Origin of the sequence: Microbulbifer weihaiensis, from assembly GCF_048323715.1 — a bacterium.
GTDB lineage: Bacteria > Pseudomonadota > Gammaproteobacteria > Pseudomonadales > Cellvibrionaceae > Microbulbifer.
Genome location: NZ_JBLWFL010000022.1, coordinates 25,692 through 47,828, shown reverse-complemented (window position 1 = coordinate 47,828; position 22,137 = coordinate 25,692). Strand labels below are relative to the sequence as shown.

16 protein-coding genes are annotated in these 22,137 nt (G+C 61.4%); 8 read left to right on the top strand and 8 right to left on the bottom strand.

What is annotated here, in order from left to right; translation table 11 throughout:
* Positions 1-7 precede the first annotated feature (7 nt).
* The gene (locus ACNKU7_RS17935) at positions 8-1,945 is read left to right on the top strand and encodes an aconitate hydratase (RefSeq protein ID WP_418298362.1); all 1,938 of its coding nucleotides are present in this window, start codon (positions 8-10) and stop codon (positions 1,943-1,945) included.
* A 57-nt stretch (positions 1,946-2,002) separates the two neighbouring features.
* On the opposite strand, the gene ACNKU7_RS17930 is transcribed toward ACNKU7_RS17935, so the two are convergent.
* The 3 genes from ACNKU7_RS17930 to ACNKU7_RS17920 are packed head-to-tail and all read right to left on the bottom strand — an operon-like array spanning position 2,003 to position 3,923.
* Complete coding sequence (locus ACNKU7_RS17930) at positions 2,003-2,803, bottom strand: ABC transporter permease (protein WP_418298361.1); 801 nt, start codon at positions 2,801-2,803, stop codon at positions 2,003-2,005.
* Positions 2,800-3,405, bottom strand: coding sequence for an ABC transporter ATP-binding protein (locus ACNKU7_RS17925; protein ID WP_418298360.1), 606 nt, complete (start codon positions 3,403-3,405; stop codon positions 2,800-2,802). Before ACNKU7_RS17925 ends, ACNKU7_RS17930 begins: the two co-directional genes overlap by 4 nt.
* Before the next feature lie 56 nt (positions 3,406-3,461).
* The gene (locus ACNKU7_RS17920) at positions 3,462-3,923 is read right to left on the bottom strand and encodes a DUF2214 family protein (protein ID WP_418298359.1); all 462 of its coding nucleotides are present in this window, start codon (positions 3,921-3,923) and stop codon (positions 3,462-3,464) included.
* A 259-nt stretch (positions 3,924-4,182) separates the two neighbouring features.
* On the opposite strand from ACNKU7_RS17920, the gene parC reads away from it, so the two are divergent.
* Complete coding sequence (parC, locus tag ACNKU7_RS17915; RefSeq protein ID WP_418298358.1) at positions 4,183-6,432, top strand: DNA topoisomerase IV subunit A; 2,250 nt, start codon at positions 4,183-4,185, stop codon at positions 6,430-6,432.
* A 119-nt stretch (positions 6,433-6,551) separates the two neighbouring features.
* Here parC and ACNKU7_RS17910 read toward each other — a convergent pair whose 3' ends face one another.
* Positions 6,552-9,008, bottom strand: a complete 2,457-nt coding sequence (locus tag ACNKU7_RS17910) for an efflux RND transporter permease subunit (RefSeq protein WP_418298357.1) — start codon at positions 9,006-9,008, stop codon at positions 6,552-6,554.
* Entirely contained in the window at positions 9,005-10,138 is a 1,134-nt protein-coding gene (locus ACNKU7_RS17905) for a WD40/YVTN/BNR-like repeat-containing protein (protein ID WP_418298356.1), read from the bottom strand. The genes ACNKU7_RS17910 and ACNKU7_RS17905 overlap by 4 nt, the downstream gene beginning before the upstream one ends.
* Before the next feature lie 328 nt (positions 10,139-10,466).
* Between ACNKU7_RS17905 and ACNKU7_RS17900 the strand changes: the two genes are divergently transcribed.
* The 6 genes from ACNKU7_RS17900 to ACNKU7_RS17875 all read left to right on the top strand — a co-directional run bounded on the left by ACNKU7_RS17900 (position 10,467) and on the right by ACNKU7_RS17875 (position 18,335).
* Complete coding sequence (locus ACNKU7_RS17900) at positions 10,467-11,504, top strand: AraC family transcriptional regulator (RefSeq protein WP_418298355.1); 1,038 nt, start codon at positions 10,467-10,469, stop codon at positions 11,502-11,504.
* A gap of 292 nt (positions 11,505-11,796) precedes the next feature.
* Entirely contained in the window at positions 11,797-13,638 is a 1,842-nt protein-coding gene (locus ACNKU7_RS17895) for a DUF1302 domain-containing protein (RefSeq protein WP_418298354.1), read from the top strand.
* A gap of 11 nt (positions 13,639-13,649) precedes the next feature.
* Positions 13,650-15,029: a DUF1329 domain-containing protein gene (locus ACNKU7_RS17890; protein ID WP_418298353.1), complete on the top strand. Its 1,380-nt coding sequence runs from the start codon at positions 13,650-13,652 to the stop codon at positions 15,027-15,029.
* A 194-nt stretch (positions 15,030-15,223) separates the two neighbouring features.
* Entirely contained in the window at positions 15,224-15,673 is a 450-nt protein-coding gene (locus tag ACNKU7_RS17885; RefSeq protein ID WP_418298352.1) for a MarR family winged helix-turn-helix transcriptional regulator, read from the top strand.
* Entirely contained in the window at positions 15,666-16,733 is a 1,068-nt protein-coding gene (locus ACNKU7_RS17880; protein WP_418298351.1) for an HlyD family secretion protein, read from the top strand. The genes ACNKU7_RS17885 and ACNKU7_RS17880 overlap by 8 nt, the downstream gene beginning before the upstream one ends.
* A gap of 75 nt (positions 16,734-16,808) precedes the next feature.
* Complete coding sequence (locus ACNKU7_RS17875; RefSeq protein ID WP_418298350.1) at positions 16,809-18,335, top strand: DHA2 family efflux MFS transporter permease subunit; 1,527 nt, start codon at positions 16,809-16,811, stop codon at positions 18,333-18,335.
* A gap of 279 nt (positions 18,336-18,614) precedes the next feature.
* Here the strand turns inward: ACNKU7_RS17875 and ACNKU7_RS17870 are convergent, their stop codons facing one another.
* The 3 genes from ACNKU7_RS17870 to ACNKU7_RS17860 all read right to left on the bottom strand — a co-directional run bounded on the left by ACNKU7_RS17870 (position 18,615) and on the right by ACNKU7_RS17860 (position 22,104).
* On the bottom strand, positions 18,615-19,037 hold the full coding sequence (locus ACNKU7_RS17870) for a DUF2147 domain-containing protein (protein WP_418298349.1): 423 nt from the start codon (positions 19,035-19,037) through the stop codon (positions 18,615-18,617).
* 113 nt (positions 19,038-19,150) lie between these two features.
* A complete protein-coding gene (locus ACNKU7_RS17865; protein WP_418298348.1) occupies positions 19,151-20,629 on the bottom strand; it encodes a protein adenylyltransferase SelO in 1,479 nt (492 codons plus the stop codon).
* Complete coding sequence (locus ACNKU7_RS17860) at positions 20,626-22,104, bottom strand: Ppx/GppA phosphatase family protein (protein WP_418298347.1); 1,479 nt, start codon at positions 22,102-22,104, stop codon at positions 20,626-20,628. Before ACNKU7_RS17860 ends, ACNKU7_RS17865 begins: the two co-directional genes overlap by 4 nt.
* Positions 22,105-22,137: the final 33 nt, after the last annotated feature.

The following is a 22,137-nucleotide window of genomic DNA, read 5'->3' as shown; positions in this document are numbered from 1 at the left end:
GAAAACCATGGGGAAAAATCTCGCGCACAAGCTGATCGAGCAACACCTGGTGAGCGGCACCATGCAGCCGGGGGAAGAAATCCTGCTCAAGATCGACCAGACCCTGACCCAGGACGCGACCGGCACCATGGTGATGCTGGAGTTCGAGGCACTGGGTCTGCCGAAAGTGAAAACCGAGCTCTCGGCTCAGTATGTGGATCACAACCTGATCCAGGCCGATTTCAAAAATGCCGATGATCACCTGTTCCTGCGCAGTGCCTGTCGCAAATGGGGCCTGTGGTTTTCGCGACCGGGCAATGGCATCAGTCATGCCGTGCATATGGCGTGTTTTGGTATTCCGGGCAAGACCCTGCTGGGATCCGACAGCCACACCTGTGCCGCTGGATCTCTGGGCATGCTGGCGATGGGCGCCGGGGGCCTGCAGGTGGCCTTGGCGATGGCCGGCCTGCCATTCTCGTTGACCATGCCGGAAGTCATCGGCGTGGAAGTTACCGGCAAACTGTCGCCCTGGGTGAGCGCCAAGGATGTGATTCTGGAAATGCTGCGCCGCTACGACGTCAAAGGCGGCGTGAATAAAATCTTTGAATACTATGGCCCGGGACTGGACAACCTCAGTGCGATGGATCGCCACGTGATTGCCAATATGGGGCAGGAAATGGGCGCGACCGCCAGCGTCTTTCCCGCTGACGACAAAGTGCGGGAATTTTTGCAGCAGCAGGGACGCGCGCGGGACTTTGTCGCGCAGCACGCCGATGACGGTGCGACATACGATGCGCAGGACAGTATCGACCTGTCGCAGATAGAGCCGATGATCGCTTGCCCTTCCAGTCCCGGCAATGTGGTGCGGGTGCGGGAAGTGGCCGGCAAGCCCATCTACCAGAGTTACATTGGTTCCTCTGCGAATCCGGGGCTGCGGGATTTTGTCATCCCCGCCAGAATGGTGGAAGGGCGTGAAGTTCCGCAGGAAATTTCCCTGGATATCAACCCGAGCAGCCGTCAGTTGCTGGAAGCGTTGAGCAGCAGTGGCGACCTGAACCGGCTGTTACAGGCCGGCGCGCGCCTGCACCAGACCGGATGCAATGGCTGCATCGGTATGGGCCAGGCGCCGGCCAGTGGGCGTATCAGCCTGCGCACGGTGCCGCGGAATTTTCCCGGCCGCTCCGGGACCAAAGAGGATCAGGTTTACCTGTGCAGTCCGGAGACCGCCACCGCCAGTGCCCTGTTTGGAAAAATCACGGACCCGCGCGATATGGACATGGACTATCCCGCGTTCAGCGAGCCGGAAACCCTGCAGGATATGCGCCCAATGCTGCTGGCACCGCAGGAAATCCCGGTTGCGGTGGAGCTGGAGAAAGGCCCGAATATCCAGCCGTTACCGGAGTTCGAGGCGCTGCCGGAAGCGCTCTCCGGGCCGATTTTGCTCAAGGCCGGTGACAATGTGTCTACCGATGAAATACTTCCCGCCGGCACAGACATACTGCCGTTGCGTTCCAACATTCCGGCAATCAGCCACTACACCTTCTGCCGCATTGACGACACCTTCTATCAGCGCGCCAAACAACTGGATGGCGACAGCTTTGTGATCGGTGGTGAAAACTACGGCCAGGGTTCCAGCCGCGAGCATGCCGCCATTGCCCCACGCTACCTGGGGGTGCGTGCGGTGATTGCGGTTTCCATGGCGCGCATCCATCGGCGCAACCTGATCAATTTCGGCATAGTGCCGCTGCTGTTCCGCAGTGCCGATGACCTGGCGCAACTGGAGCAGGGAGACACACTTTCGCTGACTGACTTGCCCAACCAGCTGAAGAATGGCCGCGCGGTGACGGTGACCACCGGCGCCGGCAAAACGCTGGAGGTGACGCACAATATGAGTGCCGAAGAAGTGGCGACGGTCATCGCCGGCGGCCTGATCAACAAGGTGCGCGAACAGGACCTTGGTGATTAGCCGGTAGCAAGCCGGCCGCGGCGCTAGGCATCCCGGTGTTAGATGTACCGGTGTAAGTTATCCCGGCGTATGCAGCCGATCCAGCCGCAGCCGCTCCCGCCCGTCAAACAGCCGGCGCGCGCACAGCGCCACCGCCGCGAAAGTGCCAAAGCCGGTGCCGGCGGCGATGGTGAACATGATCAGGATCTGGTACTTCACCGCCAGCGCCGGTGGGGTGCCGGCGAGTATCTGGCCGGTCATCATTCCCGGCAGCGAGACAATGCCCGCGGCGGCCATGGCGTTGATGATCGGGGTGAGCCCGGCACGCATGGCTTCGTGGTGAAAATCCCTGATCGCGCGAAACCAGGGTTCGCCAAGCATCAGGCGGTTTTCGATCATGTCCCGCGAGCGCCGTGCACTCTCAGTCAATCTGTCCAGCCCGAGGGCGATGCCGGTCATGGTATTGCCGAGCAGCATGCCTAAAAGGGGGATCGCATATTGCGGCTCGTACCAGGGGGTGGGGCTGATCACTGCGACCAGTGTCAGGATGGTGACCGCAAACGCAGAGATAAACATCGACAGGGTACCGATGCCAAAGCTCCAGCCTCCGCGCAGTCGGTATTTTTGCCGCGCCACCACTTCGCGACCGGCGAGCAGCAGCATGGCGAGGCTCATGAGGACAACCCAGTGCAGGCTGCCCGCGGCAAACAGGGCCTCGAGGACCAGCCCCACCAGCGTGAGCTGGATGGCGGTGCGGGTGGCGGCAATCAGCAGGGACTTGCCCACGCCCAGGCGCGCGGCAAAGGTGCAGAAGGCGAGCGCAATCACCAGCAGGGCTGCCAGTGCCAGCTGCCACCAGGAGAGGGCAATGATATTCACCGCGACACCTCCACCGGTTCAATGCCGGCGCCGTTGATGCGGAAATGGCGATCGGCCACCCGTGCAATCTGGTCTTCATGGTGCGCGACCCAGAGCGTCGGCAGGCTGCGCTCACGAATCTGATCGCACAGCCACGCTTCCACTTTGGCGGTACTGTCCTTGTCCAGGTTGGCGGTGGGTTCGTCCAGCAGCACGGCGGAGGGTTCAAGGGACAGCGCCCGCACCAGAGCCAGACGCTGTTTTTCGCCGGAGGACAAGCGGGACACCGGCCACTGCAATACATCTCCTTCCAGCCCGACTTTACTCAGCGCGGGCGCTGCGGCGTCACCCAGGTGCTCGCCAACCGTGTCGTACCACCAGGCACTTGCGGCCGGCACCATCATCACTTTGCCGCGCCACAGATGGGCGGGCAGGGTATCCTGGTCACTGTCGCCCAGGCTCACCCGGCCGCCGTGGGGATCCAGATCCGCAATGGCACGCAACAGGCGGCTTTTGCCGCAGCCAGAGGGGCCGGACAGGCAGACGATCTCCCCCGGCGCTATCGCCAGGTTGATATTTTCCAGTGCGCCGATGGACAGACCGGATAGTGTAAGTTTCCCCAATGCCTGTTCCTGTTTTTTTACGGCCCATTTTTTAACGGCCCACTTTTTTACCGCTTTTACGTCACCTGGCCGAACTGGCCAATGCCCTTTGCCATGAGCGCTGCGCACAGGGCCATGCCGATGATGGCGGTCAGTTCAGTATGCACGATGATACGCATCCAGCGCCGCTTGCGATCATCCAGTTGCGGAATCTGCTGCTGACGGACGGCCTTGCCCCAGCGCAGGAACTGAATGGTGGGATAAATGGAAAGGAGCGCGGCAATGAAAAACAGCGTGAGTTTTGCGTGAAAGGCACCGTTGTGGAAATAGTAGCCTGGGCCCTTCTCGAAAAAGAACACCCGCAGCAGCCCGAGCACCAGAAGCGCAACTGCAGAGACTCCGAGAATGCGGTCGACGACTCGCAGCTTGCGTGCGCTCGGTAACGTCAATGGCTGGCCAAGCAGCACCAGTTGCATGGTGAGTACGGTGGTCATGGCCAGGAAGGCCAGGTGGTGCAGGAAAGCGAATAGTGCGGGCATCCAGGTCTCCCGATTGATGGGGTGTGTCGTTGGCGTGCGCAGGACGTTAGCATATCTGATGTTAAGGTTGATGAAGTGTGCGGCAGCGGCGGGTGGCCGCTACCGCACAGCCTTGCGTCTTTGGTGGATGAAAAGTGAGCGGAAATGGCCTTGTAGAAGGCCTCTCTCGTGAGATTACTTCCGCCCACTTTGAACCGGCCGCGATTCGCCGCCATAATCCTCCCCCTCTTAACGAACAAAATAACGAGACTCTCGCAGTATGACTGAGCCCTCTGTCTACGAAGCGTCAGAACGCCAGCATCTGGCGGAATACACCGAGAAAGCGTACCTGGACTACTCCATGTACGTGATCCTGGATCGCGCTCTGCCCAATATCGGTGATGGCCTGAAGCCAGTACAGCGCCGCATCGTCTACGCCATGAGCGAGCTGGGCCTGAAGAACACCGCCAAATACAAGAAGTCTGCCCGTACCGTGGGTGACGTGATTGGTAAATACCATCCGCACGGCGACAGCGCCGTGTATGAGGCAATGGTGTTGATGGCGCAGCCCTTCAGCTACCGCTATCCGCTGGTGGATGGCCAGGGTAACTGGGGCTCCCCGGACGATCCCAAATCCTTCGCCGCAATGCGTTATACCGAATCGCGCATGGGCAAGTATTCCGAGGTGCTGCTGTCGGAGCTCGGTCAGGGCACAGTCGACTGGCAGCCGAACTTCGACGGCACCATGGATGAGCCAGCGGTGTTGCCGGCGCGGGTGCCGAATATCCTGCTGAACGGTACCACCGGTATTGCGGTGGGTATGGCAACCGACATCCCGCCGCACAACCTGCGCGAAGTCGTGGATGCCACGGTGCACCTGCTGGAAAACCCCAAGGCGACGGTTTCCGAACTGTGCGAATTCATCCAGGGCCCGGATATGCCCACCGAGGCGGAGATCATTTCGCCCCGCGCCGACCTGCAGAAAATGTACGAGACCGGCAAGGGCTCGGTAAAAATGCGCGCGGTATGGACCAGGGAAGATGGCGATATCGTTATCACCGCACTGCCCTACCAGGCCAGCGGCTCCAAGGTGCTGGAGCAGATCGCCGCGCAGATGCAGGCGAAGAAGCTGCCGATGGTGGCCGACCTGCGCGACGAGTCCGATCACGAGAACCCCACCCGCCTGGTGGTCGTGCCCAAGTCCAACCGCGTGGATCTGGATCAGGTGATGAACCACCTGTTCGCCACCACGGACCTGGAGAAGAGCTACCGGGTCAACCTCAACATGATCGGCATCGACGGCCGCCCGCAGGTGAAGTCCCTCGACAAGATCCTGAGCGAGTGGCTGAGTTTCCGTACGGTTACCACAAGACGCCGCCTGCAGTTCCGCCTCGACAAGGTCGAGAAGCGCCTGCACCTGTTGGCCGGTTTGTTGATCGCCTTCCTCAACATTGATGAAGTGATCGAGATCATCCGCACCCACGAAGAGCCCAAACAAGAATTAATGAGGCGCTTCGAGCTGAGTGACGTGCAGGCGGAATACGTCCTCGAAACCAAGTTGCGGCAGTTGGCCCGTCTCGAGGAAATGAAGATCCGCGGCGAGCAGGCCGAGCTGGAAAAAGAGCGCAAAATGCTTACCCAGACCCTGGAAAGTGCGCGCCGCCTGAAGACCCTGATCAAGAAAGAGCTGCTGGAAGCCGCGGACGAGTTCGGCGATGACCGTCGCTCGCCCATCGTCGAGCGCGAGGAAGCCCGGGCGTTCAGCGAAACGGACCTGCTCACCAGCGACCCGATCACCGTGGTGCTGTCGGACAAGGGCTGGATCCGCCAGGCCAAGGGTCACGATATCGACCCGACCTCACTGAGCTACAAGGCCGGTGACAGCTTCAAGTACGCGGCCCGCGGCAAGAGCAACCAGATGGCGCTGCTGCTGGACAGTACCGGGCGCAGCTACGCCATCGCCTCCCACTCGCTGCCGTCGGCACGCGGGCAGGGCGAGCCACTGTCCGGCCGCATCAACCCGCCCTCCGGAGCCACCTTTGAGGGGCTGCTGATGGGCAATGACGACCAGAAAGTGCTGCTGGCCAGCGATGCCGGTTACGGCTTTATCGCCACGTACGCCGACCTGCAGTCGCGCAACAAGGCGGGCAAGGCGATGCTGTCGCTGCCGAAAAACGCCCGCGTGCTGCCGCCGCAGGAAATCGAGAACCCGGATACCGCGCTGCTGGCGGCGGTTACCAGTGAAGGACGCATGCTGGTATTCCCGGTAACCGAACTGCCGGAGCTGTCCAAGGGCAAGGGCAACAAGATCATCAATATCCCATCGGCCCGCGCCGCCAGCCGCGAGGAAATCGTGGTCGGTATCGCAGTACTGGAGGGCGATGACCAGTTGCTGATCCACGCCGGCAAGCGCCACACCAAGATCAAGATCGCGGAGCTGGAGCATTACCAGGGTGAGCGCGGTCGCCGCGGCAACAAATTGCCGCGCGGCTTCCAGAAAGTGGACAAGGTGGAAGTGCAGAGGAAGTAGTACTTTTTCCAGAGTCGACCCGCTCCGGTGGGCACTCCGCCGGAGCAAAAAAAAGGGCAGCCAATGGGCTGCCCTTTTTTGTTGTCGCGAATGTTGTTGCGACTTAAGCGCTTCAGCAATCAGGCCGGTTCGGTTTCCGCCTGCTTGGCTGCGCGCGGTGCCTCGGTGGCGGTCTCGATAGGCTGACCGGCAGCGGGCGCAGCTGCACTGTTATCCACAGCCGGCTTGGCCGCCAGGTTGTCGATACGCAGCAGCCAGGCAATCGCCGGTACCAGCATCAGGGCGCCGAGCATATTCCACAGGAACATGAAGGTCAGCAGCAGGCCCATGTCCGCCTGGAACTTGATCGGCGAGAACACCCAGGTGGCGACACCGATGGCCAGGGTCACGCCGGTAAACGCCACCGCCTTGCCGGTCTGGTGCAGGGTGTAGGCGTAGGACTCGATCAGGTTTTTACCGTCCGCCAGGGCCTCGCGCACCTTGGTGAAGATGTAGATGCCGTAATCGACACCGATACCCACGCCGAGGGCGATCACCGGCAGGGTTGCGACCTTGACGCCGATACCCATCAGCGCCATCAGCGCCTGGCCGAGCAGCGAGGTGAGCATCAGCGGTACCACCACTGCGAGTACGATACGCGGCGAGCGGAAGGTGAGCAGGCACAGGGCGATCACCACGCCGTAGACCCAGATCAGCATTTCAACCTGGGCGTCTTCGATCACGTCGTTGGTCGCGGCTTCGATACCGGAATTACCGGCGGCCAGCAGGAACTCCACCGAGTCGGGGGTGTGCTGGGCCTTGAATGCCTGCACGGCTGCCACCACCCGCTCCAGGGTTTCCGCCTTGTGGTCGTTCAGGAATACCAGCACCGGCGCCATGCTGCAGTCGGCATTGATCAGCCCGGGCGGGGCCTTGCCCACGGAGGCGTTGGTGATGAACTGGTTGCGGTTCAGGCCGTACCACTTGAGCGAGCCTTCGTTCATGCCGAAGTTGCCGAACTTGGATACGTCAGCCACGGATGAAACCTTCTGCACGCCGGGCACATTGCCCATGTGCGCGGCCAGCTGATCCAGCCACACCAGGTTTTCATAGGCGACGCACTGCTCGGCACTGGTCTTCGCCATCACCACGAACACATCGGTGCTGGTGCTGTAATTGTTCACCAGGTAGGCGTTATCGCGGTTATAGCGGGAATCCGGGCGCAGTTCCGGGGCGCCGGCGTCGAGGTCGCCGATCTTCATGAACTGCGCGTAGTAGGCGCCGGCACCACACAGAACCAGGGCGATGGCCAGGATGGCCTTGGCCTGCTGCGGACGTGCAAAGCGCGCGAACAGGCGCTCCACCAGCGAGGCCTGATCCTGGCGCGCACGCGCATAAGCGAGGCCGCGCGCGGAAACGCCCACGTAGCTGGAAATGATCGGCAGTGCCACCAGGTTGGTCACGATGATCACCGCCACACCGATACTGGCGGCGATCGCCAGCTCGCGGATTACGCCGATGTCGATCACCATCAGGGTGGTGAAGCCGATGGCGTCACTGACCAGTGCGGTGATCCCGGCGAGGTATAGCGAGCGGAACGCGAGGCGCGCAGCGCTCACTTTGTCCGCGCCCTGCACCGTGTTGTGCATCACCGCGCTGATGATCTGCACCCCGTGGCTGACGCCGATGGCAAACACCAGGAACGGCACCAGCATGGAGTAGGGGTTGATGCCGTAGCCCAGCAGGTTGAGTACGCCGAGCTGGCAGAATACCGCGAAGATCGAGCAGGCCAGCACGGTAAAGGTGCTGCGCAGGCAGCGGGAGTAGAGCCACAGCAGGGCAAAGGTGATGAGTACTGCGAGCACGAAGAACATCACCACCTGCACGGCGCCGTCGATCAGGTCGCCGATCACCTTGGCGAAGCCGACGATACGGATCTGCACCTGGTCGCTGCTGTACTTGTCGCGCACGTTCTGTTCCAGGAAGTCGGACAGCTCGCGGTAGTCCAGCGGCTTGCCAGTTTCCGGGTTCACATCCTGCAGCGGCGCCAGCACGATCGCGGAGCGGAAGTCGTTGCCGACGAGTACGCCCACCTGGCCGGACTTGAATACGTTTTCCTTCACGCGCGCGACCATCTTCTCGGAGCCGTCGTAGCCATTCGGGATTACCGCACCGCCGACGAAACCTTCCTCGGTCACTTCCTGCCAGCGCACGTTGGGTGTCCACAGGGATTTCAGGCCGTCGCGGCTTACGCCCGGCACATAGAACACCTCATCGGTGACCTGCTTGAGTACTTCCTGAAATTCCGGGGTGAAGATATCCCCCTCTTTGCTTTCCACCACGATACGCACCACGTTGCCGAGGTCGGCAAGCTCCTGGCGGTAGTCCATGTAGTTGTTGATGAACTCGTGGTTGCCGGGAATCATGTTGGTGAAGCTGGCTTCCGGGCGCACCTGCAGCCCCTGCCAGGTCAGTACCAGCAACAGCAGGGTGAGTACGGTCAGTACCAGCGGGCGGCGGCCGAAGACCGCGGCTTCGCAGGCGCGCTCCACGCGGGAGGTCGGGGCGCTGGTGTTGTTTGTGGATGATTGGGTCACTTGCTGTTACCTCGCTTCATGTCCCAGGCAGTTACGCCAAACTGGCCCGCCAGAATCAATTGCCCGTCCTGTGCGGCTACAGCGGAGAAGGCTGCGCCGGACGGGTGCTTGCGCACGGTGATGGCATCGGGCTGCGCGACCGGGAAACTGGCGACGATACCGCCGTGGCCGACCAGCACTGCCTGTCCGTCCGCATCGATGGTGCCGCCGAGGAAGCTGGCACCGGCATTCACCTTCTGGTGCTGCCAGTTGTCACCGCCATCACTGGATACCAGTACATGGCCCTGCAGGCCGAAGGCCACCAGGTTGGCCGCCCGGGTGGCAATGCCGAACAGGCTGCCGTCGTAGGGCAGATCCAGCGCCTGCCAGCTGTCGCCGCTGTCGCGGGACACGAAACCGAGGCCGCTCTCGCCGACGATGAACAGACTGCCGTCGTCAGCGCGGGTGATGGCGTTCAGGTGAAAGCGATCGGGATTGTCGAGACTGGCGCTGTGCAGTTGCCAGCTGCTGCCCGCGTCGTCACTGCGCAGCAGGGTGCCGTAGGCGCCCACGGCGAACAGGCGCTTGCCACCGGCGGAGACGATATCCAGCAGCGGCTTGTTTGGCCCGGTTTCCAGTTCAGCCCGGGTGTCTTCGAGGTTGAATTCGAGCTCTTCGAGCTGGTACTCCAGCTCGCCGATATCGGCATCATCTGGCGCACTGTCAATGGTCTCCTGCAGTTGCTCGCGGCGGCTATCCAGGGCGGCGATCTGCAGGCGGGTCAGGTCGTAGCCATCGAAGGCTTTCTGCCATACACCACCGGGCGCGCGGCGCAGGATCGCGGCGTCGTGCCCTACCGCGACCGCGCTGCCGTCAGGGAGTACCGTGACCGCCGTCAGTCCTACGCTCACCGGGGAATCCAGCTGCTGCCACTGGCCGTTGGCCTGCCATTGCAACAGCAGACCGCGTTCCCCGGTCACCAGGTAGCCGTTGTCAAAAGGATGCAGGTTGGTAAGAACACTCTGGGCCGCGCGGGTCGTTTGCAGGGCGGGAGTTTGTAGCAGTTCTACTTTGGCACTCGCCAGCAGGGGCTGGGAGGCAATCAGCGCCGGCAGCAAGAGCCGGGGCATGAAGAGTCGGGAAAGTCTCATAAGTCGCTTGCGTCTGCTTATTATTCGGCCACTGGATTATCTGGCAGCACCTGCGCGACTCGATATGTCATACGCGCCAATTCATTATCCAAACCCGCACCGGTGTTCGTGGCCCTTTCCCTGGCGGCCGCCGCTGGCGAATGGTGAACGAATGGTCGCGGATCGCAGGTTGCGCCGGGGGTGAACCCGGCCCGGCGCCGGGTCAGCTTTCCAAGCAGCCTGGTAGATTTAGTTACAGCATGTGCAGCGGAGTTCTTGTTAGACTTCCGTCCCAATTTGACGCTGGTGCGGTTTACCAGTGTTACCGGAGCTGATATCGGGTGATGAAGTGAACATTGAACATGCGGTCATAAGTGGCTGGCTGATACCTTTTATCCGGATCATGCAGTCCTGCAATATCAATATCGAGGCTGCGCTGGCTGCCTGCGATATCGATATGGATGAGGTTGGGGATCGTGAGTCCAGGATCACCCTCGCCAAACTGATCCGGCTGCTCAACTACGCCAGCGAACGTGCGCCGGGCGAGGACCTGCGCGTGCGGCTGGCGGAGAACTTCCACCCCAGCATGCTGCATGTACTGGGCTACGCCATGATGTCGGCGGAAACGCTGCAAGACAGCCTCGATTACATCGTGCGCTACCGCCGCATCGTGTCGAGCCTGTGTAATGTGCGCCTGAACGAGGTGCCGGGGGGCGTCGAGTTCAGTATTCGCCCGGTGCGTATTGAGCAACGCATTGTGCCCGGGCTCGGGCTGCGCGAGGCTGAGGTTTTTCTCGCATCGCTGGTCAAGTTCGCCCGTGACCTGGTGCAGACGGATCTGACACCGCTTTGCGTCTTCCTGGAAGCGGAGGCACCCCTGGCTGAACCCGATGCACTGCAGGCATTTTTCAACTGTGAGGTGCATTACGGTCACCCGCACAACGCCCTGGTTTTCCGCCGCGAGCATGCCACACGCAAGTTGTTCACCCACAACCCGCTAATCGCCCGCAATCACGAGATCATGCTGGATGAGTTCCTGTCCCGCGTGGACAAGAATGACCTGGTCAACCTGGTTCGCTGCAAGATCTATGATTACCTGCCGGGCAATACGCCGGCGCAGGGGGATGTGGCGGAAGTACTGGGGATGAGCCTGCGCAACCTGCAGCGTCGGCTGAGTGAGCAGGGCACCAGTTACAAGGAAATCCTCGAGAGCACGCGCAAGAAACTGGCGATCAATTACCTGGAGCAGCCCCACCTGTCGCTGGGTGAAATCGGCTACCTGGTGGGATTTGCGTCGGTGACCAATTTCAATCGCGCATTCAAACGCTGGACCGGGCTGACCCCCGGTGACTTCCGGGACAAGCAGCCGGCAACTCAGCTGAACTGAGTCCGGTTCCGCGCTTCCCGTATTTTCCCCCTGGTATCCCTGCTTCCCGCGATCCGGTCTCCCCGAGAGGCCGGTTCCACCTGTGTGTTTGATGCGCAGGGCGCGCAAAGTATGACCGTTTTGCGCCGCCGGCCAGTTGGTGCCTTTACCTGTCTTTCCATTATCTCTGCACCCCGCTTTTGGCGATTTAGGCGCGTGCGGATAAAAAGTTGGCGTACTGCGCAAATGGAATGGGATCGACCGTTCCAGCTTTACGTGTCAAGTTTTCCCCCACGTATGGGAGAGAGCATCTATGCCGAAAACAATAAAGTTATCCAGTTTCAAACCCGCCCTGATTGCCCTGGCAATCGGCGCCGCAGTCGCACCGGCCCAAGCAGCCGAATTCTACTTTGGTGACGATGATGGCATTGCGCTGCGCGTCACTTCCCAGCTGGACGTGGGCGCAAGCTGGCGCGTGGAAGAGGCCGATCCGTATTTTATCGGTTCCCTCAACGGCGGCACCGGCTTCACCAGCACCACCGATGACGGCAACCTGAACTTCGAGAAAGGCGAGACCTTCTCCAAGATCATCAAGGGCGTACACGATATCGAACTGTCGAAAGACAACTTCGGCGTATTCATGCGCGTGAAGTACTGGTACGACAAAGAGTTGGAAGACGAAAACCGTGCGCACGGTACCAACTCCAATAACTACGCGGCCGGTGCGCCGCTGTCCGACGAAGGTTTTTCCGAATTTGCCAAATTCTCCGGCGTCGCGCTGCTGGATGCCTACACCTACCTGGACACCAATATTGCCGAGATGCCGCTCAGCCTGCGCCTGGGCCGCCAGGTATTGAGCTGGGGTGAGAGCACCTTTATCCAGGGCGGTATCAATGCCATCAACCCGGTGGATGTGAGCGCATTCCGCCGCCCGGGCGCCGAACTGAAGGAAGGCCTGTTGCCGGTTGGCATGGCGTACTTCAATGCGGGCGTGACCGAAAACCTGAGCATTGAAGGTTTCTACCAGTACGAGTGGGAAAAGACCCAGATCGAGGGCTGTGGTACCTACTTCTCCAACGCCGACTATGCGGCGGATGGCTGTGATCGCGTGACTATCTTCAAGTCGGATGCAGTGGCGGTACAAACGGGCTACTACGCGCAGCGCCAGGCGGATATGGAGCCGGAAGACGGTGGCCAGTACGGCTTTGCCGCGCGCTATTACGCTGCAGAGCTGAACGACACCGAGTTCGGTGCCTACTTCATGAATATCCACTCGCGCGTGCCCTACGTCAGTGCAATTCGCACCGCGATTCCGGCCGCCGGCGTAGATCAGATATTCATTCCCGAATCCCTGGATCCCACCGGCGGCATGCTGTCGGCGCTGAATCCGAGTTACGTTGTAGACTTCCCCGAAGACCTGAAAGTGTACGGCCTGAGCTTCGCCACCAACGTGGCAGGTGTCGCACTGTCCGGCGAAATCTCCTACAAGCCGGATACCCCGCTGCAGATCAACGGCTCCGATGTTCTGAATGGCGCACTGACGGAGAGCCCGATCTTTGCGTATACCAACCGCGTGAACGAAGTGGGCTACGGCGAAATCGTTCAGGGCTACGACACCTTTGATCAGACCCAGCTGCAGGTTACCGCGATCAAGTTCTTCGACCGCGTACTGGGCGCCTCGCGCCTGGCGCTGATCGGTGAAGTGGGTGTGTCCATGCTGGACGGCGTGGAAGACTCTGACCAGCGCTACGGCCGCAACACCGTGTTTGGCCTCGGTGATTTCACCGTGGCCAATGGCGCCACCTGTAGCGATCTGGTGGCGATGGGCGAACGGATCGACGGCGACTGCCGAGCCGATGGTTTCGTCACCGATACCGCCTGGGGTTATCGCGCGCGCGCCGCGCTGGAGTACCCGAACGTATTTGCCGGTATTTCCCTGAACCCGACCCTGGCCTGGTCCCACGACGTGGACGGTTACTCTGCGGAGCCGGGGCAGCAGTTCAACGAAGGTGCCAAGTCCCTCGGCCTGTCCGTGGAAGCGGTGTACAAGATGAAGTACAGCGCGGCGCTGGGTTACACCGCATTTGACGGCGGCAGCCACAACATTCTGGAAGACAAGGACTTCGTGTCCCTGAGCTTCAAAGTTTCCTACTAAGAGGTAGTGACATGAAACAGACAATCAACAAGAAAATGACCGCAGCGGCGCTGCTGCTGGTGTCTCTGATGGGCGGCAACGCGTTCGCCAAGGTTTCCGAACAGGATGCGGCCAAACTGGGTGATTCCCTGACGCCGCTGGGTGCGGTGAAGGCGGGCAATGCCGACGGCACCATCCCGGCGTGGACCGGCGGACTGATCAGCGGCGGTGAAGTGGCGAAGGGCAACAGCGATCCCGGTCGCCCGGTGAACCCGTTCCCGGAGGACAAGCCGCTGTTCGAAATCACCAATGCCAACCTGGACCAGTACAAAGACAAACTGAGCCCGGGCCAGATTGCGATGTTCAAGAAGTACCCGGAATACCGCATGCCGGTGTACCAGACCCGCCGTACTGCTGCTTACCCGGAGTCCCTGTACGACGTGGTGAAGAAAAACGCCGTGAATGCCGAGCTGGTTTCCGGCGGCAATGGCGTGACCAACTTTGACACCGTGATTCCCTTCCCGATGCCGGAAAGCGCGCTGGAAGTGGTGTGGAACCACATCACCCGCTACCGCGGCGGCTCCGCGATTCGCAACACCACCGCGATTCCGGTGCAGACTGACGGCTCCTTCGTGCCGGTCAAGTTCACCGATCAGCTGGTGTGGCCGGAGTTCCTGGAGGGCGGCCGTGACGAGAAGGGTGACGACAACGTGCTGTTCTACTACCTGCAGCAGATCACTGCGCCGGCACGCCTGACCGGTACCGCGCTGCTGGTACACGAAACCGTGGACCAGGTGAAGGAAGCCCGCCGTGCATGGGTGTACAACGCGGGCCAGCGCCGCGTGCGCCGCGCGCCGAACGTGGCCTACGACGGCCCGGCAGAAGGCGTTGACGGACTGCGCACCGCCGACAACCTGGATATGTACAACGGTGCACCGGACAAGTACGACTGGAAACTCATCGGCAAGAAAGAAATGTACATCCCGTACAACGACTACAAGCTGATGGACACCTCGCTGAGCTACGACGACATCGTGCAGCCCGGCTACCTGAACCCGGAGTACCTGCGCTACGAACTGCACCGCGTGTGGGTGGTGGAAGCGACCCTGAAAGAGGGCGAGCGCCACATCTATGCCAAGCGCACCATGTACCTGGACGAAGATACCTGGGGCGTATCGGTTGTGGATCACTACGACGGTCGCGGCAACCTGTGGCGCGTGGGTGAGGGCCACAATGTGATGTTCTACGATGTGGGCACTCCGTGGATGTCCGCCGAGGTCTTCCACGACCTGGATTCCGGCCGCTACCTGGTGACCGGCCTCGCCAACGAAGAGCCGAAGTTCATGGAGTGGGGCAGCGAAGTGAACCGCCGTGACTTCTCTTCTGCAGCACTGCGCCGTATCGGTCGCTGATCCGGGGCGCTGACCCGGACAACTCCCCAGATAGAAAAGGGCCGGCTTTGCCGGCCCTTTTTTTTATGTCCCTGGCCCACCCTCAATGCCCCCTAGATGCCCGATCCGCCCGGCGCCAGCCGGCGCACTTGCGAAATTCATAAGCAAGCTTACAATAAGCGCCCTTAAAACAAGCCTGACAATAAAGTTGTTCTGTGAATAAAACTGATGCCACCGCGCAGCTGGGGTTCGAACTCCACGGTGCTGCGCGCCTGTTAAAACGCAATTTCGACCGCAAGGCGAAGTCCCACGGACTCACCCGCTCCCGCTGGCAGGTGCTCTGGATCCTCAACAAGGAGCAGGGCATGAAGCAGGCCGAGCTGGCCGAGCGCATGGACGTGGCGCCCATCAGCCTGACCCGCCAGATCGACCTGCTGGAGGCCGAGGGGCTGGTAGAGCGCCGCCAGGATCCCCAGGACCGGCGGTGCTTCCGCGTCTTTCTAACCGCTGCCGCCGAGCCGGTACTGGTGACACTGCGCGGCCTCGCCCAGGAGGTGCGCAGCCAGGCGCTGGTGGGAATTTCGATGGAAGAGCAACTGCAATTACTGAATTTACTGAGCCGGGTTCGCGAGAACCTGGGCCGTGAGGAGAGCGTGAGTGGCTAAGGTTCTGGAACAACTCAAAACCCGTCGCATGGGATTTGCGCTGGGTATCCTGGTGGCCGGCGCCGTGGCCGGCTGGTGCCTGCTCGGGGGCGGCAGCCGTGTGCACACGGAAAATGCCTATGTGAAAGCGGACAAGGTTTCCCTCGCGCCGGAAGTGAGCGGTGTGATTGCCGAAGTTGCCGTGCGCGCCAACCAGCATGTGGATAAGGGGGATCTGCTGGTACAGCTGGACGCCACCCCGTTCCAGCTCGCGGTGGCGGAAGCCGAGGGCCATCTGGCCCAGGTGAAAAACCTGATCCAGGCGCGCCAGGCGGATTACGCGGAAGCCGAGGCGGAACTGCACCAGGCGCAGACCGATGCCGAATTCTACCGCCGCCAGCTGGAGCGCAATGAAAAGCTCGGCAAGGTCGCGCTGTCGGAGTCCCAGCTGGACGAGTCGCGCCAGAAGCTGGACCAGGCGCGCGCCAAAATCGCGATCAATACCGAGAAGCTTGCCAGCCTGCGCGCGGAACTGGGCGGCAGCTCCCAGGTGCCGCTGGAACAGCAGGCGGACGTGAAGGTGGCACAGGCCAGACTCGACAAGGCCCGCTACCAGCTCTCGCGCACCCGCATCGTCGCCCCGGTATCCGGCATCATTGCCAACGCGGCCCCGCAGGCCGGCGAGATGGCGCCGGCCGGACTGACTGTGGTCAGTATGCTCAGCACCGAAAACATGTGGGTGGAGGCCAATCTCAAGGAAACCCAGCTTGAAAAGGTGCGTGCCGGCCAGCAGGCGGAAGTGACCGTGGATGCCTACCCCGGGGTGAAATTCCAGGCCCTGGTGGACAGCCTGAGTGCCGCCAGCGGCAGCGAATTTGCACTGATCCCGCCGCAGAATGCCAGCGGCAACTGGGTAAAGGTGGTGCAGCGGGTGCCGGTGCGCCTGCGCCTGCTGCCCGCGGAGGGTGCGCCCGTGTTGCGCGCGGGTATGAGCGCGGAAGTATCCATCGACACCAGCGAAGACAACAAACTGGTTTCCGCCCGCTCCGACGATGCCGATGACAGCCGCGTTGTTCTGTAAGTTGCTCTTTAGGTTGAACTCGAGGTTGAACTTGAAGTTGTCCGCAGCGTTGTACGGAACAAGGGTGGGGCGCACATGAGCCAGACGACACAGCCCGGCGCGCTGTCATCGCCGGTGCCCGAGGCCAAAACATCCGGTGGTGAGCTGATGGTGACCTTCAGCATCATGCTGGCCACCATCATGCAGGTGCTGGACACCACCATCGCCAACGTGGCGCTGCCCCATATGCAGGGCAGCCTCGGTGCCAGCAGCGACCAGGTTACCTGGGTGCTGACCTCCTACATCGTTGCCGCGGCGATCATGACGCCCCCGGTGGGCTTCCTCGCCCAGCGCTTCGGCCGCCGCCAGGTGTTCCTGTGGTCCGTGGCGGGCTTTACCCTGACCTCGATGCTGTGCGGCCAGGCCAGCAGCCTGAACGAGATGATCCTGTGGCGCGTACTGCAGGGCGTATTCGGCGCCTCTCTGGTGCCACTGTCCCAGGCCACCCTGCTGGACACCTACCCGAAAGAGAAGCACGCCTCGGCAATGGGTATCTGGGGTGTGGGGGTGATGATTGGCCCGGTACTCGGCCCGACCCTCGGTGGTTGGCTGACCGAGTATTACTCCTGGCGCTGGGTGTTCTACATCAACGTGCCATTCGGAATCCTGTCGCTGCTGGGAATTTACTTCTACGTTCCGGAAAGCGAAACCCGCAAGCAGCGCTTTGATGGTTTCGGTTTTGCCATGCTGGCACTGGCGGTGGGCGCCCTGCAGATGCTGCTGGATCGCGGCGAGCATGCGGACTGGTTCGAGGCGCTGGAAATCCAGCTGTATGCCATTGCCTCGGCGCTGGGGCTCTACCTGTTTATCGTGCACTCCCGCACTACCCAGACGCCATTTCTGTCGCCGGAACTGTTCCGCGACCGCAACTATGTATCTGGCCTGCTGTTCATCTTTATCGTGGGCATCATCCTGTTGGCCACCATGGCGCTGTTGCCGCCCTTCCTGCAGCAGTGGAAAGGTTACCCGGTGGTGACCACGGGCCTGACCCTGATGCCGAGGGGTGTGGGTACCATGGTGTCGATGATGCTGGTGGGCAAGCTCATGAAGCATTTCGATGCCCGCCACCTGATCCTGCTGGGCATGGGGCTGATCTCGATTTCCCTGTGGGAAATGACCGGATTTACCCTGGATGTGAGTCGCGCGGACCTGATCCGCACCGGCCTGGTTCAGGGCCTCGGGCTGGGGCTGGTGTTTGTGCCCATCTCAACCCTGGCCTATGTGACCCTGGAGCCGCGCCTGCGGGGAGAGGCCACGGCACTGTTCAGCCTGTCGCGCAATCTGGGCAGCAGTATCGGGGTGTCGATTGTGGTGGCGGCGCTGTCACGCAACCTGTGGATAAACCAGCAGCAGCTGGGGGAGCGGGTGCAGATACCGCCGGGCCTGCTGGATGGGCTGCCCTCAGCGGACAGGCTGTCGGAAATGTCGGGTGTGCTGATGCAGGAAGTCACCCGCCAGGCGGCGGAGATCGCTTACGTGAACGATTTCTATATGCTGATGTGGATCAATATCGCGGCGATGCCGCTGGTGTTTTTCCTGTCTAATCCGGAGAGGAAGGGCTAGGTATCTAGTTATCTGGGTATTCGGTAGCGCTGTAGTGGGCGCCATGGCCACCAAGAGGCTTTCGCGTTTGATTTCAGCGCAGTTTATTAACTGGATTTACCACGCTGAAGTTTGAATTGAAGGGCAGGTGGCAGGGGAAGGCTTTTCGGAAGCGTCGGCGACATGGACGCCGCCGACGCAGCGTACAGGGAAGTATGCACAGCGGTTCTGAAAAGCCTTCCCCTGGTGCCTGACCGCCACCGGATTATCTTGCTGTGCAAGGTGCCCGGGGCGGATAAATCAATTCGCTGGATACCAGGTCTGGGTGCGGTAGAAGAATCCCAGATAGCCGCGCACCATCAGGTTGCCATCCTCCTCCCACAGCTTGCAGTCGTATACCTTGCCCTTCACCGGGTCGAGAATCTGGCCACCCTCGTAGCCGTCACCCTTTTTCACCATATTGGTGATGATATCCATGCCGACAATTTTCTGGCCCTTGCGGCTGCCTGGGCACATATCGCACACGGTGTCGTCCGGCTTCATCAGCAGGTCCACCACGCGGCCGAAATACTTGCCGTCTTTTTCGTAAATCTCGACGATCGACTTTGCCTGCCCGGTCTCGTCATCGATGGTCTTCCAGCGACCCACGACATCGGCGAGCGCAAACTGGGTGAAGAGCAGGCTGGCGCAGGCGATCAGGAAAGTTTTGCCAAGCAATTTCATAGGTAGTTTCCTTACTGAAAATCAGGCGTGACCATACCATCAAGTGCGGTCAAATACTGCCCGGGTATTCCAGCTTCAGTGTAGTCACAACCACTTCAGCCGGGGCACAGGCGCTAGGAGGAGCAGCTGATCGGCAGGTGTTTCCCTGATTCCGGCGGCGGGGCGGCCCAGCGCTCAAACGCCGGGTGCTCCTCAAACGGCTGCTGCAGCAAGCCCAGGAAATCGCCAAGCGGCCGGTAATCTCCCTGCTGCGCCGCCTCGATCACTTCCTGGGCAAGATAATTCCGCAGGATGAACTTGGGGTTGGTGTGCAACATTGCCTGGGAACGGACTGCACTGGCGCGGATCTCTTTCTGCAGGCGGTGATCGTACTGGTCCAGCCAGTGCCTGAGGGCCGGATGTTGCGCCGGCGGTAACAGCGCCTCCAGGGCAAGTGGCGGACGCTCACCGCAGTAGCGGCTCAATGCGCGGAAAAACAGCGTGTAATCTACCGAGCCCGCCTCCAGCAGTTGCAGGAGGTCGGCACACAGTTGCTGGTCGCCCTCATCTTCCACCTCCAGGCCCAGCTTGGCCCGCATACGCGCGGCGTAGGCGTCGATCAGCAGTGGCTGGTACTGGCCGAGGCAATCTTTCAGGGTTTCCGTATCCAGCAGTGAGGAAAAGGCGTGTGCCAGTGCATTCAGGTTCCACAGCACCACCCCGGGCTGGGCATCAAAGGCATAGCGGCCGGTGTGATCCGAGTGGTTGCAGATAAAGCCCGGTTCATAATCGTCGAGGAAACCGTAGGGCCCGAAATCAAAGGTATCGCCGATGATCGACATATTGTCGGTATTCAGCACCCCGTGGGCGAAGCCTACCGACTGCCAGCCGGCCACCAGCTCCGCGCTGCGGGCGACGGTGAAGCGCAACAGGGCCTCGGCCTGTGCCTGGGCGTCTTCGCCGGCGCTGTCCGGCAGGAACTGCCCGCACACGAACTGAACCAGCGCGCGCTGGGCCTCCAGCTGGCGGGTGTAAAACAGGTATTCAAAGTGCCCGAAGCGCACATGGGTACGGGCGACCCGGATCAGCGCCGCGCCGGTTTCCATTTTTTCCCGCGCCACCGGCTCATCGCTGTCCACCAGGCACAAGGCGCGGGTACTGCGGATGCCGAGCGCGGTAAGTGCTTCGCCCGCCAGATATTCGCGAATGGTCGAGCGCAGCACCGCGCGGCCATCGCCGAAACGGGAGTAGGGGGTCTGGCCCGCGCCCTTGAGGTGCAGGTCCCAGCGCTTTCCGTCGTGTTCCACTTCCCCCAACAACAGCGCGCGGCCATCACCGAGGTCCGGGTTGTAACTGCCGAACTGGTGGCCGGTATATTTCATCGCAAAAGGCTTGCTGCCTGAGAGCAGCGTCGCGCCACCGGTTACCTGGGCCCACAGTGGATTGCCGGCTTCCGCCGGGTTGATCCCGAGCAGGCTGAGCACTGCGGGGTTGGCGTGTACCAGGCGGGGGTTTTGCAGTGGCGTCGGCGGCAGGGCCGTGCCAAAAGCGGCGCCCAGGTCGGCATAGTGGTGGTGCAGTTTTACCTGCGCGAGGGATTTCAGTGTTGTCACTGGATTCTCAACTTCAGTTTGATTTTCTTTTCCGCCCAACAGTCGACCTCGAGATTCAGCAGGTCTTCGATCGCCGGATACTGGTACAACCAGTCTTCGGCAATTTCCAGCCGGTAACCGGGGCCATCGGCAGACAGCTGCAGTGCATCGATACTGCGGTCGATATGGTCCCGGTGCACGATACAGGCAAGGCGCAGGCACAGCAGCAGGTCGTTATTGGGATGGAAACCGTAGTGTTCGCGCACTGCCTTGATATCCCCGCGCTGGTTACGCACCAGATAGGCGAGGTTTTCCTGCTCGCTTTTGCCAAAGCCTGCGAGATCCGCATGCTCAATCATATAGGCGCCCAGTTTGCGGAAACTCGCATGGGACAGCGCCAACCCGATCTCGTGCAGATCTGCCGCCCAGCGTAGCAGGCGGCGCTGGGCAACCGGTGTCTGCGGGTTCAACTGGCCGAGAAACTGCAGCGCGGTATTGGCAACGCGCTCGGCCTGGATAGTATCTATCTGCCCGTGCTCCATCATCGCGCGCACCGAATCGGCGCGGCGATCACCGCCGTGCAGGCGCCCGGCCAGGTCGTGCACGATACCCTCGCGGATGGCGTAAGGGGAAACATGCATTTCCCGGATATCCAGTTCGCGGAAGATTCCGTGGAGAATGGCGAGGCCGGCGGCAAATACCGGGCGCCGCTCGGGATCCAGGTGCGCCAGATCGATCTTGTCGATCGACTTGTAGCCGGCCACTTTGTCGGCCAGTGCATCGATGTCCTCGCGCAGGATCGGGGCGAGCTCGTCATCGTTGAGTACCCGGGCAACGGACTTCACCGTACCGCTGGCGCCGATTACCAGCGCATCGTCCGCCAGGTGACGCAGTTCCTGCAGCTCTGCCTGCGCGGCGCGGCGAGCGCGCACAAAATTGTTGCGTTTGCCGGCGTCGATCTTGCCGCTGTCAAAAAACTGCCGGGTAAATGCCACACAGCCCATGTTGACGCTCTGCAACAGCTTGGGGGTTTCCACGCCGCGCACCAGTTCTGTGGAACCGCCGCCGATATCCACCACGCAGCGCAACCGCGGTGGCCCCTCGGCGGCCGCCATCACCCCGCTGTAAATCAGGCGCGCTTCTTCTATGCCGCTGATGATTTCAATGGGCACGCCCAGGATCGCCTCGGCGGCCTCGAGAAACCCGTCGGCATTTTCGGCCGCGCAGCGCAGGGTGTTGGTGCCCACCACCCGCACCCGGTCGAGCGGCAATTCCTGCAGCACCGGGCTGAAGCGCCGCAGGGCTTCGAGCGCGCGTTCGGCCACCGCCGGATTCAGGTTGCGTTGCGCGTCCAGGCCTTCGGCCAGGCGCACCATGGCGCGATCAGTGTGCAGGCGCACCATGCGCTGGTCGCGAAATTCTGCCAGTAGCAGATGGAAGCTGTTGGAACCAAGGTCGAGCGCGGCGTAGCGCTCTGCGGCAGTTTCGCTGGTCATATATGCTTGATGTCAAATAGTTGTAACAAAAAT